The organism is Streptomyces sp. P13-3-3 (genome assembly GCF_050571355.1).
Taxonomy (GTDB): Bacteria; Actinomycetota; Actinomycetes; order Streptomycetales; family Streptomycetaceae; genus Streptomyces; species Streptomyces althioticus.
The window spans coordinates 3,610,572-3,626,195 of record NZ_CP192228.1; the positions used below are offsets into that span (position 1 = coordinate 3,610,572).

Annotated in this window: 14 protein-coding genes; 5 read left to right on the forward strand and 9 right to left on the reverse strand. The window is 73.6% G+C overall.

The window, feature by feature from the left end:
* Nucleotide 1 precedes the first annotated feature (1 nt).
* The 4 genes from ACQZOG_RS16535 to ACQZOG_RS16550 all read right to left on the reverse strand — a co-directional run bounded on the left by ACQZOG_RS16535 (nt 2) and on the right by ACQZOG_RS16550 (nt 3,671).
* Nucleotides 2-718 (reverse strand): B3/B4 domain-containing protein, encoded by a 717-nt coding sequence (locus tag ACQZOG_RS16535; RefSeq protein ID WP_430741590.1) that lies wholly within the window; start codon nt 716-718, stop codon nt 2-4.
* On the reverse strand, nt 718-1,323 hold the full coding sequence (locus ACQZOG_RS16540) for a LysE family translocator (RefSeq protein WP_193469397.1): 606 nt from the start codon (nt 1,321-1,323) through the stop codon (nt 718-720). The genes ACQZOG_RS16535 and ACQZOG_RS16540 overlap by 1 nt, the downstream gene beginning before the upstream one ends.
* Before the next feature lie 125 nt (nt 1,324-1,448).
* Complete coding sequence (locus ACQZOG_RS16545) at nt 1,449-2,213, reverse strand: alpha/beta fold hydrolase (protein WP_430741591.1); 765 nt, start codon at nt 2,211-2,213, stop codon at nt 1,449-1,451.
* 81 nt (nt 2,214-2,294) lie between these two features.
* Nucleotides 2,295-3,671, reverse strand: coding sequence for an FAD-binding oxidoreductase (locus ACQZOG_RS16550; RefSeq protein ID WP_033272624.1), 1,377 nt, complete (start codon nt 3,669-3,671; stop codon nt 2,295-2,297).
* 183 nt (nt 3,672-3,854) lie between these two features.
* Here ACQZOG_RS16550 and hemB point away from each other — a divergent pair, with 183 nt between their 5' ends.
* Nucleotides 3,855-4,847 (forward strand): porphobilinogen synthase, encoded by a 993-nt coding sequence (gene hemB, locus ACQZOG_RS16555; protein ID WP_037640943.1) that lies wholly within the window; start codon nt 3,855-3,857, stop codon nt 4,845-4,847.
* 15 nt (nt 4,848-4,862) lie between these two features.
* Here the strand turns inward: hemB and ACQZOG_RS16560 are convergent, their stop codons facing one another.
* Both ACQZOG_RS16560 and ACQZOG_RS16565 read right to left on the reverse strand, forming a co-directional pair.
* Nucleotides 4,863-5,357 carry a hypothetical protein gene (locus ACQZOG_RS16560; RefSeq protein ID WP_430741592.1) on the reverse strand — a complete coding sequence of 165 codons (495 nt, stop codon included), beginning with the start codon at nt 5,355-5,357 and terminating at the stop codon, nt 4,863-4,865.
* Nucleotides 5,358-5,512: 155 nt separating this feature from the next.
* Nucleotides 5,513-6,280 carry a DUF4232 domain-containing protein gene (locus ACQZOG_RS16565; RefSeq protein WP_430741593.1) on the reverse strand — a complete coding sequence of 256 codons (768 nt, stop codon included), beginning with the start codon at nt 6,278-6,280 and terminating at the stop codon, nt 5,513-5,515.
* 213 nt (nt 6,281-6,493) lie between these two features.
* On the opposite strand from ACQZOG_RS16565, the gene ACQZOG_RS16570 reads away from it, so the two are divergent.
* Both ACQZOG_RS16570 and ACQZOG_RS16575 read left to right on the forward strand, forming a co-directional pair.
* Nucleotides 6,494-7,969, forward strand: a complete 1,476-nt coding sequence (locus ACQZOG_RS16570; protein ID WP_430741594.1) for a helix-turn-helix domain-containing protein — start codon at nt 6,494-6,496, stop codon at nt 7,967-7,969.
* Nucleotides 7,970-8,086: 117 nt separating this feature from the next.
* Nucleotides 8,087-9,301: a PLP-dependent aminotransferase family protein gene (locus tag ACQZOG_RS16575; protein ID WP_033272620.1), complete on the forward strand. Its 1,215-nt coding sequence runs from the start codon at nt 8,087-8,089 to the stop codon at nt 9,299-9,301.
* A 63-nt stretch (nt 9,302-9,364) separates the two neighbouring features.
* Here the strand turns inward: ACQZOG_RS16575 and ACQZOG_RS16580 are convergent, their stop codons facing one another.
* Together ACQZOG_RS16580 and ACQZOG_RS16585 are read right to left on the reverse strand one after the other, a co-directional pair.
* On the reverse strand, nt 9,365-10,216 hold the full coding sequence (locus ACQZOG_RS16580) for a helix-turn-helix domain-containing protein (protein ID WP_033272722.1): 852 nt from the start codon (nt 10,214-10,216) through the stop codon (nt 9,365-9,367).
* Nucleotides 10,213-11,016, reverse strand: a complete 804-nt coding sequence (locus ACQZOG_RS16585; protein WP_033272619.1) for a peptidoglycan-binding protein — start codon at nt 11,014-11,016, stop codon at nt 10,213-10,215. Before ACQZOG_RS16585 ends, ACQZOG_RS16580 begins: the two co-directional genes overlap by 4 nt.
* 318 nt (nt 11,017-11,334) lie before the next feature.
* On the opposite strand from ACQZOG_RS16585, the gene ACQZOG_RS16590 reads away from it, so the two are divergent.
* On the forward strand, nt 11,335-11,778 hold the full coding sequence (locus ACQZOG_RS16590; protein WP_430741595.1) for a peptidoglycan-binding protein: 444 nt from the start codon (nt 11,335-11,337) through the stop codon (nt 11,776-11,778).
* 76 nt (nt 11,779-11,854) lie between these two features.
* On the opposite strand, the gene argS is transcribed toward ACQZOG_RS16590, so the two are convergent.
* The gene (gene argS / locus ACQZOG_RS16595; RefSeq protein WP_033272617.1) at nt 11,855-13,612 is read right to left on the reverse strand and encodes an arginine--tRNA ligase; all 1,758 of its coding nucleotides are present in this window, start codon (nt 13,610-13,612) and stop codon (nt 11,855-11,857) included.
* Nucleotides 13,613-13,857: 245 nt separating this feature from the next.
* Between argS and lysS the strand changes: the two genes are divergently transcribed.
* Entirely contained in the window at nt 13,858-15,600 is a 1,743-nt protein-coding gene (gene lysS, locus ACQZOG_RS16600; RefSeq protein ID WP_037640945.1) for a lysine--tRNA ligase, read from the forward strand.
* Nucleotides 15,601-15,624: the final 24 nt, after the last annotated feature.

Consider the following 15,624-nt stretch of genomic DNA (forward strand, 5'->3'; position numbering starts at 1 on the left):
ACTACGGGACCCGGGCGGAGTCACCGAACGCGAACTCCGGTTCCTCGTCGGTGAGCAGGCCGGTCACAGGCGTGACCGGCCAGTGCGCGCCCAGCTCCTCCGCGAGGGTCTCCAGCACCCGCGCGACCGTTCCCGGCCCGCCCTCGTGCATCGCCTCCGCCACCACGAGGATCCGGCGCGTGCCGTCCCTCACCGCCGAGTGGCCGCTCTGCCGGTTCGTCCAGCGGCGGGCGTGCGCACGGCCCGCCGAATCGGCGTACGTCACCTCGCCGGGGGACGGGTGCTCGGTGCGGCCGTCGAAGGTCGTGTACGTCTCGTCGCCGCGCGCGGGCCGCACCTCCAGCAGCGGGCCCGTGATCCGGTCCGCGTCGAGCGCCGCGACCGGCACGGCGTACGCCACGGAGACCGCGTTGCACAGGTCGACGACCGGGTGGATGCGGGGCAGGGAGCCTTCCTTGCGCAGGCGGCGCAGCAGGGACTCGGAGGCGCAGCGGTACTGCGTCGGACGCAGCCCCAGACGGGCGAACGTCCGCCGCCACGCCAGCACTTCGGGGAACCGGCTCTCGGGGCCGTCGGCGAGCCGGGCGAGGGCGCGGGAGGTGTACTCCGCCACGCGCGCCCCGACGTCCGCCGTGCCGTCGACGCCCGTGGCGTGGAGCGCGCCCGCCGCCAGGCCCGGGTGGGCGGACCGGACCTCCTCCGCGTGCCTGAGGATCATCACGCCACCGCCATCCGGGCGCTCAGTCCGACGAAGCTCGCCGTGAAGACGGCACGCAGGCCGGTGGTGATCCGGGGGTGGGCCGACAGCCGGTCCCGGACCGCGGCCGCGCACACCCCGTACGCGGCGAAGACCACGAACGTCAGCGCCATGAAGACCCCGCCGAGCTGGAGCATCAGGCCGAGGGAGCCGGCGGAGCCGGCCGGGACGAACTGGGGGAGGAAGGCGACGAAGAACAGCGTCGGCTTCGGGTTCAGCACATTGATCAGCACCGCGGTCGTGATCACGCGGAACGCGGGGCGCGGCTCGGACTCCGGGCGCACGGTGAACGCCTCCTTGTCGTGCAGCATCCCCCACGCCATGTACAGCAGGTAGGCGACACCCGCGTACTTCACCACCGCGTAGGCGAGCGGGCTGGAGGCGAGCAGGGCGGCGAGACCGGTGACGGACGCCAGCAGATGGGGCACGACGGCGAGCGTGCAGCCGAAGGCGGCCACCAGGCCGGCGCGCCGGCCGTGGGAGAGGCCGGCGGCGAGCGTGTAGACCACGCCGGTGCCGGGGGTGACCACCACGGCCAGGGCGGCCAGCAGGAACGCGAGACTCAAGAGACCCTCCGGGGAACGTCGGTGTTCCCCCAGCATCGAGGCGCCGTGGACCGGTGGACAGAGCCAAAGAGGGGCCGCCCGACCGGGCCAAAAAGGTCCGCCGGACCGGCCCCGGTGCGGAAAGGTCAGGCCAGCGCCTCTGCCGTCGCGTGGGCGAAGCCCTCCGGGTTGTCCAGCATGATGCAGTGCCCGCAGTCCGGGACGGCGACGACGCGGACGCCCGCGGCCTCCAGCTCCTCCGCGCCCGGGACGGGGCCGTCCGGCTCCGGGTACAGGAAGGTGCGCGGAACCGGCAGGTCCAGCAGCAGCTCCCGCATGGTCGGGGTCGTGGCGCGGACCAGGTGCACGGCGCTGCGGTGCAGGGCCTCCCGGCCCGTCAGACGCATCGTCGCCCACCAGTCCGCGCCCGCCCGGTCGCGCACCTCCCGCCAGCCGCCCGCGAGGAACTCCTCCTCGCCGTACGACGCGATGTCCCGGCTGCCGTAGGCGCCCCGCTCCGGCGTCAGCGGGTCCAGGTTGGCGTCGACGAGGACCAGCCGCGACACCAGCTCCGGGTGGCGGGCGGCCAGTACGACGGCGACCGCGCCGCCCATGCTGTGCGCGATCACCTCGGCGCCGGCGACCTGCGCGGCGCGCAGGGCCGCGGCGAGCGCGTCCGCGTGGTCCTCCAGCGTGTAGGTGAACGACGTGGGCCGGTCGCTGTGGCCGTGGCCGAGCAGGTCGATCAGCAGCGAGCGGCGCCCGGCCAGCAGCGGGTGGACGGCGGTCTCGGCGAAGTACAGCGGTGAGGTGGCGCCCAGTCCGTGGACGTAGACGCGGGCCGGGTCCTCGCCCGGCAGTTCGGCCCAGCGGATATGGTCGCCCTCGGTCGTCACGGTGGCGCTGTGCACGGTCCGTTGCCCCCTCTGTCGTACGGCCGCGGAGTACGTCCGCGGAAGACGAGCACCGTATCCGACAGGTGCCGCGCCTGCTCAGGGGGTGTGGCCGAAGCGGAGCAGGCCGGCGGGGTCGTAGGCGTGCTTGAGGCGCAGCAGGTCGGCGTGGTCCCGCGGGGGCCAGGCGCGGGCCCGGTCGGCGGCGTCGCCCGGGGCGCCGTGCATGTTGGGCGTCGTCCGGCCGGTGCCGTAGGGGGACATCGCGGTGTGCAGCGCCGTCGCGGCCCGGTCGGCGGCCAGCGCCTTCGCCGGGGAGGCCACCACCGCGACCGTCTCCAGCAGATGGTCCGCGTCGCGGGCGCTCACCATGTCCGGGCCGGGCGAGGGCCGGGACAGGGCGCCGCCCAGGTGCCGGATCTCCACGAGCAGCAACGGGCAGTCGACGACGTCCGGGCCCACCCGGTCCAGGAACGTCCGGACCGCCACCGGGTTCAGCTCGTGCAGCAGCAACCCCGATTCCCGCACCGGGAACGAGCCCTGCGGGTCCATGTGGATGCGGTCGATCTCCGTGCACGGCATGACCTCCACCGTGTCGACGGCGGCCGGGGCGGCGGCCCGGACGGGCGCCAGCAGCGCCTCACCGTCGGCCGGGTCCCCGGCCCAGGCGACCGTGACCCGCGCCCAGAACCGGCCCCGCAGCGGCTCCGGGATCTGGGGGATCGGCGGCAGCCGCAGCAGGGCGAACGTCGTGCACATCTCGTCCGGCACCGTGCGGATCCATCCGCACCAGGCCGACAGCACCGCCTCCGCGTGCTCGCCGGGGAACCAGAGGCCGCCGCCGAGCAGGGTGCGCAGCGGCAGCAGCTCCGTGACCATCGACGTCACCACGCCGACGGCGTGCTTGCCGCCGCGCAGCGCCCGGAACAGGTCGGGCTCGCGGCCGGCGTCCGTCTCGTGGAGTGTGCCGTCGGGGGTGACGACCCGGAAGGAGCGGACCAGGTCGGAGGCGTACCCGTAGGCGCGGCCCAGGACGGGCAGGCCGCCGCCCACCGTGTAGCCGACCGCGCCCACGTCGGACGAGCTGCCGCACAGCCCCGCCAGGCCGTGCGGGGCGGCCGCCGCCATCACGTCCCGCCACCGCGCGCCGGCTCCCACCGTCGCGGTGCGCCGCTCCGGGTCGACCCGTACGCCCGTCATCCTCCTCGTGCTGATCAACAGCCCGTGGTCGACCGGGAAGTTGGCGCCGTGGCCGGTCGCCTGGACGGCGACGGGCGTCCCGGTGGCCGACGCCCAGCGCAGCGCGGTCACCACGTCGTCGGCGCCGGTCGCCCCGACCACCACGTCGGGGGCGCGCCGGGCGGCCACGTTGAACCCCGTGAGCTCCTCCGCGTAGCCGTCGTCGCCGGGGCGCAGCACCGGGCCGCGGATCTCCGAGAGGGCGAACAGGTCGGGCGTCCGGTGCAGGGTGACCATGTCGAACCTCCGCGGCGCGCGGTACGGAGGGACGGCGAAGCACGCCGCCGTCCCGGCCCTCCTCCAGCATGGTCCCGCCGCACCGGAGCCGCACGGCGGACCGCCGGGCCCCGCCCCGGCGCCGGTCGTGCGCCGACTGTGCGTCGGCAAAGGCACGGGCGGGGCGGGCGTAGCGTAGGTGGTATGACGACGTACGGATCCTTCCCCGGCACGCGCCCGCGGCGTCTGCGCACCTCCCCTGTGATGCGGCGCATGGTCGCCGAGACCCGCCTGCACCCCGCCGACTTCATCCTCCCGGCCTTCGTGCGCGAGGGCGTCGCGGAGCCGGTGCCGATCTCCTCGATGCCGGGCGTCGTGCAGCACACCCGCGACAGCCTGAAGAAGGCCGCCGCCGAGGCCGTCGCCGCCGGGATCTCCGGGATCATGCTGTTCGGCGTGCCGGAGGAGTCCAAGAAGGACGGCGCGGGCACCGCGGGCACCGACCCGGACGGCATCCTCCAGGTCGCCCTGCGGGACGTCCGCGCCGAGGTCGGCGACGACCTGCTCGTCATGTCCGACCTGTGCCTCGACGAGTTCACCGACCACGGCCACTGCGGCGTCCTCGACGCGCAGGGCCGCGTCGACAACGACGCCACCCTCGAGCGGTACGCCGAGATGGCGCAGGTCCAGGCCGACGCGGGCGCCCACGTGGTCGGCCCGAGCGGGATGATGGACGGGCAGATCGGCGTCATCCGCGACGCCCTCGACCAGATCGGCCGGGAGGACGTCGCGATCCTCGCGTACACCGCGAAGTACGCCTCCGCCTTCTACGGCCCCTTCCGGGAGGCCGTCGGCTCCTCGCTCCAGGGCGACCGCCGCACCTACCAGCAGGACCCGGCCAACCTCCGTGAGTCGATGCGCGAGCTGGAGCTCGACCTGGAGGAGGGCGCCGACATGGTCATGGTCAAGCCGGCCGGCCCCTACCTCGACGTCCTCGCCAAGGTCGCGGACGCCGTGGACGTGCCCGTCGTGGCGTACCAGATCTCCGGCGAGTACGCGATGATCGAGGCCGCCGCCGAGAAGGGCTGGATCGACCGCGACAAGGCGATCCTCGAGTCCCTCACCGGCATCCGCCGGGCCGGCGCGCGCAGCATCCTCACCTACTGGGCCACCGAGGTCGCCCAGACCCTGCGCTGACCCGGGCCCGCGGGTTCAGACCCACTGGAAGTACCGGTCGGCCCAGACCGGCGTGCGGTTCTCGTCCTCCTCGTCGTCGTCGGCCGCTTCGAGAGCCCGTACGAGCGCCTCGTCCTCGTCCGCCCAGGTCGGGGACGGGCCGTCGTACGGCTCCAGGAGCAGGTCGAGCGGGACGAACGTGCACCCCGCCGCCGTACAGACCGCGTCGAGCCAGGTGACGTACTCCGCGGGCAGGTCCGTGGCCGCGCCGGGCGCGTCCCAGGCGTCGCCCGTGCCCGCGGTGACGAAGCGGCCGAAGTTGCTCAGCTCGACCCACAGCGCCTTGCCGTGGCCCGTCGCCTCGGCGGGCACGCGGACGGCGCCGTGGACGCTCGCGTCCTGGAAGAAGCTCGTACGGCAGGACGGTCCGAAGCGCCCTTCGAGCGCCTCGGTGAGACGGGCGAAGCGCCGCACCGTCGCCTCCGCGTCGAAGTCACGGGGGACGTCGAGGTGACGTGGGTCGTCGTACACCCTCAAGAGGGTCCGGAGCCGGTCCCTGGACTGCACAGTGTTCCTCACATGGCCGTGGGCGGGTTCCCCCTCCCGCTGCCGCAGGGGGAACCTGCCCATCGTCGGCGTGGCGGCCGGCGCCCGCACCTGGATTACGGGCGTGGCCGGCGTCCCGCTCAGTAGGCGAGCGCGTCGTCCTTCGAGTACTGCCAGTACGTCACCGTCAGGCTGCTGTCGTAGTACACGCCCGCGGCCGGGAGGGACGGGATGGCGGCGGGGCCGCCGTCGCTGTTCGGGGTGCGGTTCTGGAAGCCGACGGCGAGCTTCTTGCCGGTGGTGCCGCCCGCTCCGCTGCCGTCGGCGGCCGACAGCATGACCCCCGCGTACCCCGACTCGCCCGGGGCCAGGGTGACCACGGCCTGCGGCTGGGAGTCCTCCACCGGCTGCGGCACCCACTGCATCTCGTCGAACCGCAGCACCGGGTAGTAGGTCAGGTCGCAGTACTTCGAGCCGGTGTTCTTCACCGTGATCAGCATGTGGTTCACCGGGCGGGACACCGGCTGGGCGGTGACGGAGGTGTTCGTGCCGTTGCAGGGGTTGAACCGCGCCGGGGCGTCGTCGGACCCGCCCGAGGCGGAGCCCTTGCCGGCCGAGGACCCCTTGCCGCCGCCGCTCTCACCGGAGCCGGCCGCGTCCCCGCCCGACCCGTTCCCGGTGGAGCCGTTCCCGGTGGAGCCGTTGGCGGTGGAGTCGTTCCCGCCGCTGCCGGAGGCGGACTCCTTCGGCGCCTGCGAGGAGGTGTCGGAGGGCGCCGACGCGACGGGCTGCGAGGCGGACGCGCCCCCCTCGTCGCGGGTGCCGGTGCCGTCCTGGCAGGCGGTCAGGGCGAGCGAGGCGACGGCGACACCGGCGGCGGCGAGCAGCTGGAGGCGAGAGGTGCGCATGGCGGATTCCTTGTCATCTGAAGGGACTTGGCGCAGCCGCTCGACCGGTCGGCGGGAGCGGCGTGCTTGGATGACCAGAGCGTGCGGTGTGATCCGTCCCGGCCGCCACCACCGGCGGGCGATCTGGGACGCTGGAACGCTCATACCGCTCTGACCTGGGGGAACGGCCGTCCCCTGGAACGGTGGAACGGGACACGGGGGAGTGGAGGAACGGTGTCGGAACAGACGGCCGCGGCGGATTTCGCCGCGCTGCTGCGGGAGCTGAAGGACCGGTCGGGGCTCAGCTACGGGGTGCTCGCCAAGCGGCTCCACATGAGTACGTCGACCCTGCACCGGTACTGCAACGGGGACGCGGTGCCGGCCGACTACGCCCCGGTGGAGCGGCTGGCCCGGCTGTGCAAGGCGCGGCCCGGGGAACTCGTCGAGCTGCACCGGCGGTGGGTGCTGGCGGACGCGGTGCGGGGGCGGAAGGGGGCTGCCGGGGCTGCCGCCGCCGAGACGCCCTCGGGGGATGCGGGTTCGGAGCCCGGGGCTGCGGCTCCCGAGGCCGGGGCTGCGGCTTCCGAGGCCACGCCTCCGGCGGAGGCGTCCCCGGCCGACGTGCCCCCGGCCGACGTGCCCCCGGCCGAGGGGCCGCGGGCCGACGCGCCGTCGGTGGGGGCGCCCGCGGCCGCCCCGGTTGGCGCAACGAATACCAGCCCCTCCGGAGCGGGGGCGCGGCCGAGCGCCCTCCCGCCCGCCGACGCACCCGACAGGACGACCCCCGCCCCCGCCCGCCGCCGCACCCGTACCGCCGTCCTCGCGGGCATCGCGGTCGCCGCCGTGGCCGCCGGGGTCACCTTCGCCGTCGGTCTGCCGGGCGGTGGCGGCTCCGGTGACGACGGCGACGGCGGACGGCACCGCCCGGTCGGCGCGGCCGGGGCGACCGCGGAGGAGAGCCCCTCGGCGTCGTCCTCGCCGTCGTCCACCGCCAGCGCCTCGCCGTCCTCCTCGGCCGAGGAGAAGAGCCCGGCCAGGACGCCGGCCGGGTCCGCGCCCGCCGGCGCCCCGGACGGCGAGGAGCGGAAGAGCGGTGTGCCGGTCACGGTGCGGGCGGCCCCGTACGCGTGGGAAAGCCCCTGCTCGCAGCGGTACCTGGTCGACAAGCCGGCGGGCGAGATGAAACCGCCGCCGGTGGAGGAGGGCGCCGCGGCCTGGGTGGCGGCGCACGGCGCGGTGTCCTCGGGGCAGCAGTACCTGAAGGTCACCGTGCAGGGCACCGGCCCCGAGACCGTGGTCGTCGACGGCCTCACCGTGCGGGTGGCGGGCAAGCGGGCGCCGCTCGCCTGGAACGACTACGCCATGGCCTACCCCGGCGTGGGCTGCGGAGGCGGCGTGCAGACGCGGGCGTTCTCCGTCTCCCTGGACTCGGCGCGGCCGTCCCTGACCCCGGAGGCGGGCAACGAGGACTTCCCGTTCAAGGTCAGCGAGTCCGACCCGGAGGTGTACTACATCACCGCCTCCGTCTCCGCGTACGACGTCGACTGGTACCTGGAGCTGAAGTGGTCCAGCGGCGACCGCAGCGGCACGCTCACCGTCGACGACGGGGGCCGGCCCTTCCGTACCAGCGGCAACAAGGGCCGTCCGGCGTACGAGTTCCCGATCGGCGGCGACGGCTGGGTGCCGGAGGGGACGACGAAGCTGGACTAGGACAGGCCCTCGGGGCCCGGCGCGGTGGGCGTCCGGATTCCGGAAAGGCGCGTGTAGAAGGCACGCGGTTTTCTAGGCTGCGGGGACGAGCCGCCACCCAGCCCCAGGAGCCGTGCCATGACCGTCACCGAGCCGTCCGCCGCCCCCGCACCCACCCCGCGGCTCGCCGCGCGGGCCTCGGCGGTCGGCGGCTCGCCCGTACGGGACATCCTGGCGGTCACCGCACGGCCTGAGGTGATCAACTTCGCGGGCGGTCTACCGGCCCCGGAACTGTTCGACGCGGACGGCATCGCGGAGGCGTACCGCGCGGTGTTCGCCGAGACGCCGGCGCGGGCCTTGCAGTACTCCACGACCGAGGGCGAGCCGGCGCTGCGGACCGCGCTCGCCGAACGCGCCGGCGCGCGCGGGCTGGTGACCGCGCCGGACGATCTCCTCGTCACCACCGGCTCCCAGCAGGCGCTGTCCCTCCTCGCCACGGCGCTGCTCGAACCCGGCGACACGGTGCTGGTCGAAGACCCCTGCTATCTCGCGGCACTTCAGTCCTTCGGCCTGGCCGGAGCGCGGGTCCTCGCGGTGCCGGGCGACGAACACGGCCTCGACCCCGAGGCGTTGGAGGAGCTGGTGGTCCGCGAGCGGCCCAAGCTGCTCTACACCGTGCCGACGTTCCAGAACCCCACCGGCCGCACCCTCCCCGCCGCCCGCCGGGCCGCCGTCGCCGAGGTCGCCGCGCGGCGCGGACTGTGGATCGTCGAGGACGACCCGTACGGCGAACTGCGGTACGAGGGCGAGCGGGTGCCGTGGATCGCCGCCCACCCGGGCGCGGAGGACCGCACGGTGCTCCTGGGCAGCCTGTCCAAGATCATGGCGCCGGGGCTGCGGCTGGGCTGGCTGCGCGCGCCGGAGGGGATCCGCCGCGCCTGTGCCGTCGCCAAGCAGGCCGCCGACCTGCACACCCCGACCGTCAACCAACTCGCCGCCGCCCGCTATCTCGCCGACCGCGACCTGGACGCGCACGTCCGCCGCGTGGCGGGCGTCTACGGCGAGCGCCGGGACGCCATGCTGGCCGGCCTCCCCGACGCGCTCCCCGCCGGCTCGGCCTGGTCGCGTCCCGAGGGCGGCATGTTCCTCTGGGTCCGCCTGCCGTCCTCGTACGACACCACGGCCCTGCTGCCCGAGGTGGTCCGCCACGACGTGGCGTACGTCCCCGGCGCCCCCTTCCACGCGGGCACCCCCGACCGCTCCACCCTCCGCCTGTGCTTCGTCACCCAGACCCCGGAGGAGATCACGGAGGGGCTGCGGAGGCTGGGGACGGCACTGCGCGAACGGGCGTGACGGCCCGCTGTCCGGGGTGGCCGAGCGGTGGATGGCCGAGCGGTGGGTGCGGCCGGAGCGCGCCTAACCGGCCCGTGATCCGTCCGGCCTGACCGGGGCGTCGAAGCACTCGTGCGCGCCCGCGCCCTCGGGCCGGAAGCAGGAGCGGATGACGCTGCCCGGCCGCGCCCGTGTCATCTCGGTGTAGACGTAGGCGTCCGCGTCGGCGCTGTCCACGACCCACACCTCCCGGACCGGGCCGCCCGTGGTGACGTCCACCCGGTCCCCGATGCGTGCGCCCCACATCCTGGCCCACGCCGCCCCACACGCCTCGCTGTACCGCACCTCCACCAGCGCGCCGGTGTCCGTGCGGTAGGTGGAGACCGTCTCGGGAACGACGGTGCAGGCCATGCGGACCGGGTCCTCGCCCTCGCACGAGGCACCGTGGCAGCGAGGCGCGACGACGTACGACGTGGCCGGGTGGGTCGCCGACAGCGGCTCACCGGGAGCGGTGTCGCGCAGGGGCGCCAGGAGCAACGCCAAAGCGACGCCTGCGGCGAGCACCACGTACGCCGAGGTCAGCGCCAGGAGTAGCTTGACCGGACTCCCCGGCGACCAGCGGGCTTTCGCGGGCGGCCCCGGCGCGACGGGCGGCGGCTGCGGCGGGGCGGGCTCAGCGGGCGCGATCACCGTCGCCCTCCCCTTCCACTCCGCCTGGGCCAGCTCCCACAGCGCCAGCAGCCGCTCCTCCGGCTCGCCGGCGGTCCGGCACAGCTCACGGACCGCCTGCCGGGGCGGCAGCGCCTTGCCGTTGACGTACCGCTCCCAGGTCGACTTGCTGTACGCGGTGGTCCTCGCCAGTGCCGCCAGGCTCAGGCCCGTACGTGCCCTCAGCGCGCGCAACTCCGTGGTCAACCGGGTGTGGGGCGTGCTCATGCCGCCCCCCATGTCCGCAGGGCCCGCCAGGTGTCCGGACCGACGACACCGTCCACGGTCAGACCTTCCCGGTCCTGGAACCGCCGCACCGCCCGCCGGGTCAGCGGCCCGTAGATCCCGTCGACGTCCCCCGGCGACGCTCCCGCCCGGCGCAGCAGGCACTGCGCCTCGATCACCACGGGTCCCGTGTGACCGTAGGTGGCGACGGCCCGCAGGGTGCGGCTGTGCCCCGCGTACCAACGGCCGTCGGTCCGTTCGAGCCGACAGGTGTGGAGCGACGGCAGCACGGCCGCTGGATCGGGCGTCGTCGCTCCGGCCGCGGCGACGGTGCCGGCACGGGCGGCCCTGGCGGCCTCCCGCGCCTCGGCCAGTTCGGCGGCGAGGACGAGCACCGCCGAGACGGACAGCACCAGGGCCGTCGCACCCGCCGTCAGCGCGACACGCATCGCGCGCCCGTACGGCCACGCCGCCACGGGCGCGGGCGGATTCTGCTCCGTGGCCGGCGGTGACGCGGACGGGGAGCCTCCGTGTGTCTCCCCCCAGTGGGCCGACGCCATCTCGTGCAGCACCAGCAGGCTGCCAGGATCGCCGCCGCACACCCGCGCCAGCGCCTCGACCGCCTCCCGGGGCGGCAGCGACCGCCCGCCGAGGTAGCGCTCCCACGACCTCGCGCTGTAGCCGGTTCTGGCGGCCACCTGGCGGGTGCTGTACTCGCTGCGGTCCTTCAGCCGGCGCAGGCGCACGATCAGGTGCCGTACCTGTGGGTGCAGTCCTGCGGGCAGCTCTTTCCCACGCGACATGAGTCCCCCGTTCGCGTTCGGGATCGCCGATCCCGGACCCCCGTGGGCCAGGTGGTCACCCGGGCCCACGCGACATTGTGCCCCAAGCGCCTGTGAGGACAAGGGAGTTGGCGGCGGCACCGGGCGCGGGATCCGGCCGTCGGGCGTCCCGTGGGACCGCCGACGCGAACGACGTCCCAGCAGCTCAGCGGCCGGGACGTCCCGGACACCCGTCACTTCCGCGTCAACTGTGGCGAGGCGTCGTGCCGGCCCAGCAGTCTCGATGTGGAGCCGGCCGCGACCGGTTCCGCCCATCGCACTTCAACGGAGGGAAATGGAATGCGCGTTCTGACGAAGACGCTCGTCAGTGTCACCACCGCCATCGGGATCGCCGCCGGCGGCCTGGCGACCGCGGGCACGGCCATGGCGGCTCCCGCGACGGCCCAGGAGCGGGTGGTCACCGCGGACGCGGGCACGCTCGCCGTGGTCAACCTGGGTCTGAGCTCCGCCCAGGCCAAGAACGTGCAGCGCTGGCTGAAGGCGCACCACGGGTACACGGGAGCCATCGACGGCCAGCTGGGCGAGAACAGCTGGAAGGCGTTCCAGCGCTGCCTGAAGAAGTACTGGGGCTACACCGGCGCCATCGACGGCATCGTCGGCGGCGGGACGGTCGCGGCGCTCCAGCGTCTCCTGAAGGCCAACGGGTACTACAACGGCCCGATCGACGGCATCGCGGGCGACGGCACCAAGAAGGCCTTCGCGCAGTGGGCCGACCGGATCTGACACCGGACACGACCGCGGCCCGTCCTCTCCCCCCGAGGGAGTGGACGGGCCGCGTGCCGTGCGGTGCCGGGAGGGGTCAGAGGCGCTCGGGCGTCCTGATGCCCAGCAGGGCCATGCCCTTGGTCAGCGTGCGGGCCGTGAGGTCGCACAGGAACAGCCGGTTCTCCACCTGCTGAGGCGAATCCGCCTTCAGCACCGGGCACTTGTCGTAGAACGACGTGTACAGCGACGCCAGCTGGTACAGGTACGCCGTCAGCTTGTGCGGCGCGTACTCGGCCGCCGCCTCGAACACCGTGTCCCCGAACGCGTCCAAGTGCAGTCCGAGCGCCCGCTCGGCCTCGTGCAGCTCCAGCTCCGGGTGCGCGGCCGGCCGTACGTCCCCGGCCTTGCGGAGGATCGACTGGATACGGGCGTACGCGTACTGCAGGTACACCGAGGTGTCGCCGTTGAGCGAGACCATCTGGTCCAGGTCGAACTTGTAGTCGCGGCTCGGCGACGTCGACAGGTCCGCGTACTTCACGGCGCCGATGCCGACCTGCGCGGCCCGCTCCTGGATCTCCTCCTCGGTGAGGTCCCGCGCCTTCTCCCGCACCACCTCGGCGGCCCGCTGCACGGCCTCGTCCAGCAGGTCCTCCAGCCGGACGGTCTCGCCCTCACGGGTCTTGAACGGCTTGCCGTCCGCGCCCAGCACCGTGCCGTAGCCCATGTTGTGCGCGGTGACGCCCTCGTTCAGCCAGCCGGCCCGGCGGGCGGTCTCGAAGACCATCTTGAAGTGCAGCGACTGCCGCACGTCCACCACGTACAGCAGGGTCGTGGCGTCCAGGTCGAGAACCCGGTTCCGGATCGCGGTGAGGTCGGAGGCCGCGTAGCCGAAGCCGCCGTCGGCCTTCTGCACGATCAGCGGGACCGGCTGGTCGTCCTTGCCGCGGATGTCGTCGAAGAACACCACCAGCGCGCCCTCGGAGCGCTCGGCGACGCCCATCTCCTCCAGCAGCCGCGCCGTCTCGGGCATGCCCTCGTTGTACGCGGACTCGCCGACGATCTCGTCGTCGCGGATCTCCATGTCGAGCTTCTCGAAGACCGAGTAGAAGTAGACCTTCGACTCGTCCACGAACTGCTGCCACAGCTCGAGGGTCTCCTTGTCGCCGGACTGCAGGGCGACGACCCGCTTGCGTGCCCGCTCCTTGAACGCCTCGTCGGCGTCGAAGAGGGCCCGCGAGGCCTTGTAGACCCGGTTGAGGTTCGACATGGCCTGCTCGCCGTCGACCTCGGAGGCCGGGGCCAGCTCGCCCGGGTGCTCCATCAGGTACTGGATGAGCATGCCGAACTGGGTGCCCCAGTCGCCGATGTGGTGCCGGCCGATCGTCTTCTCGCCGGTGAAGTCGAGCATGCCGCGCAGGGCGTCGCCGATCACCGCGGACCGCAGGTGGCCGACGTGCATCTCCTTGGCCACGTTCGGCTGGGCGTAGTCGATCACCGTGGTGCCCGGGTTCGCGGCGAGGGGCACGCCGAGACGGCCCGTGTCGTCCGCGTACCGCGCGGCCAGGTTCTCCAGGACGGCCCGGTCGGCGATCGTGATGTTGAGGAAGCCGGGGCCGGACACCTCGACGTCCTTGATCACGTCACCGGTGGTGAGGTGCGAGACGACCTCGGTGGCCAGGTCCCGTGGGTTGGCCTTCGCCTTCTTCGCCAGCGCGAGGATCCCGTTGGCCTGGAAGTCCGCCCGGTCGCTGCGTCGCAGCAGCGGGTCCGCGGACGCCTCCGGCCGGGTGGCGGAGAGGGCGGACGTGAGCTGCTTGCTGACGAGATCGGTGAGCGATGTGACCGAGGCCATGGAGTGGGTGCCGTTCTCCTCGTGGGTTCAGATAGACACGGTCAGTATCCCACGGGGGGTGAAGCGGTTTTTCCGTGCGCGGGGGGCGCGGACGGCCCCCCGCGGGCCCTCCCGGTCCGCGCCCGAGCCGCGGCCAGGGGCCCGCCCGGGCCGGTGAAAAGGCGTTTTCGCGGTGGCCGGGGGAGCTGGGAGAATGGCACGGTCAGCCGTGCGACCGTACCGGCTGCCCGAGCAGAAAGAAGGACGTGCCGATCGTGGCTCAGAGCACCGAGACCACCGACTGGGTCTCCCGTTTCGCGGATGAGGTCATCGAGGAGTCGGAGCGTCGGGCCCCGGGCAAACCGGTAGTCGTCGCGTCCGGTCTGTCCCCCTCGGGCCCCATCCACCTGGGCAACCTGCGCGAGGTCATGACCCCGCACCTGGTCGCCGACGAGATCCGCCGCCGCGGGCACCAGGTGCGCCACCTGATCTCCTGGGACGACTACGACCGCTACCGCAAGGTGCCGGCCGGTGTCCCCGGCGTGGACGAGACCTGGGCCGAGCACATCGGCAAGCCCCTCACCTCGGTCCCGGCCCCGAAGGGCTCCCCGCACCCGAACTGGGCCGAGCACTTCAAGGCCGCGATGACCGAGTCGCTGGCCGAGCTGGGCGTGGAGTTCGACGGGATCAGCCAGACGGCGCAGTACACCTCCGGCGTCTACCGCGAGCAGATCCTGCACGCCATGAAGCACCGCGGGGACATCGACGCGATCCTCGCGCAGTACCGCACCAAGAAGGCCCCGGCGAAGAAGCAGCAGCAGAAGCCGGTGGACGAGGCGGAACTGGAGGCCGCCGAGGGCTCCGGCGCCGCCGCCGAGGACGACGGCAGCTCCGGCTCGGCCGGGTACTTCCCGTACAAGCCGTACTGCGGCAACTGCGAGAAGGACCTCACCACGGTCACGTCGTACGACGACGACTCCACCGAGCTGACCTACTCCTGCACCTCGTGCGGCTTCTCGGAGACCGTCCGGCTCAACGAGTTCAACCGCGGCAAGCTGGTCTGGAAGGTCGACTGGCCGATGCGCTGGGCCTACGAGGGCGTCATCTTCGAGCCCAGCGGCGTCGACCACTCCTCGCCCGGCTCGTCGTTCCAGGTCGGCGGCCAGATCGTCGGGATCTTCGACGGCAAGCAGCCGATCGGCCCGATGTACGCGTTCGTCGGCATCAGCGGCATGGCGAAGATGTCGTCCTCCAAGGGCGGCGTGCCCACCCCGGCCGACGCCCTGAAGATCATGGAGCCGCAGCTGCTGCGCTGGCTGTACGCGCGCCGCCGGCCGAACCAGTCCTTCAAGGTCGCCTTCGACCAGGAGATCCAGCGTCTCTACGACGAGTGGGACCGCCTCGAGGCCAAGGTCGCCGACGGCTCCGCGCTGCCCGCCGACGTCGCCGCGCACTCCCGCGCGGTGGGCACGGCGAGCGGTGAGCTGCCGCGCACGCCCCGCCCGCTGCCGTACCGCACGCTGGCCTCGGTGGCCGACATCACCGCCGGCCACGAGGACCAGGCGCTGCGCATCCTCAGCGACCTCGACCCGGCGAACCCGCTGACCTCCCTCGACGAGGCCCGCCCGCGCTACGACAAGGCCGAGGCGTGGATCAACACCCACGTCCCCGCCGACCAGCGCACCATCGTCCGCGACGAGCCCGACACCGAGCTGCTGAAGTCCCTGGACGAGCAGGCGCGGGAGTCCCTGCGGCTCCTCCTCGACGGCCTCGCCGACAACTGGTCCCTGGACGGCCTGACCCACCTCGTCTACGGCGTCCCGAAGGTCCAGGCCGGCTTCTCCGCCGACGCCACGCCCAAGGAGCTCCCCCCGGAGATCAAGACGGCCCAGCGGTCCTTCTTCGCCCTCCTCTACCAGCTCCTGGTCAGCCGCGACACGGGCCCGCGCCTGCCGACCCTGCTGCTGGCGGTGGGGCAGGAGCGGGTGCGGCACCTGCTCGGCGCGTAACCGCTCGCACGACGAGGGGCCCCC

Coding starts and splice junctions, on each gene's coding strand:
- ACQZOG_RS16580 (WP_033272722.1), bottom strand. CDS start 10,216: ATGAGCACGCCCCACACCCGGTTGACCACGGAGTTGCGCGCGCTGAGG.
- ACQZOG_RS16590 (WP_430741595.1), top strand. CDS start 11,335: ATGCGCGTTCTGACGAAGACGCTCGTCAGTGTCACCACCGCCATCGGG.
- ACQZOG_RS16535 (WP_430741590.1), bottom strand. CDS start 718: ATGATCCTCAGGCACGCGGAGGAGGTCCGGTCCGCCCACCCGGGCCTG.
- ACQZOG_RS16565 (WP_430741593.1), bottom strand. CDS start 6,280: ATGCGCACCTCTCGCCTCCAGCTGCTCGCCGCCGCCGGTGTCGCCGTC.
- ACQZOG_RS16585 (WP_033272619.1), bottom strand. CDS start 11,016: ATGTCGCGTGGGAAAGAGCTGCCCGCAGGACTGCACCCACAGGTACGG.
- ACQZOG_RS16550 (WP_033272624.1), bottom strand. CDS start 3,671: ATGGTCACCCTGCACCGGACGCCCGACCTGTTCGCCCTCTCGGAGATC.
- ACQZOG_RS16575 (WP_033272620.1), top strand. CDS start 8,087: ATGACCGTCACCGAGCCGTCCGCCGCCCCCGCACCCACCCCGCGGCTC.
- argS (WP_033272617.1), bottom strand. CDS start 13,612: ATGGCCTCGGTCACATCGCTCACCGATCTCGTCAGCAAGCAGCTCACG.
- hemB (WP_037640943.1), top strand. CDS start 3,855: ATGACGACGTACGGATCCTTCCCCGGCACGCGCCCGCGGCGTCTGCGC.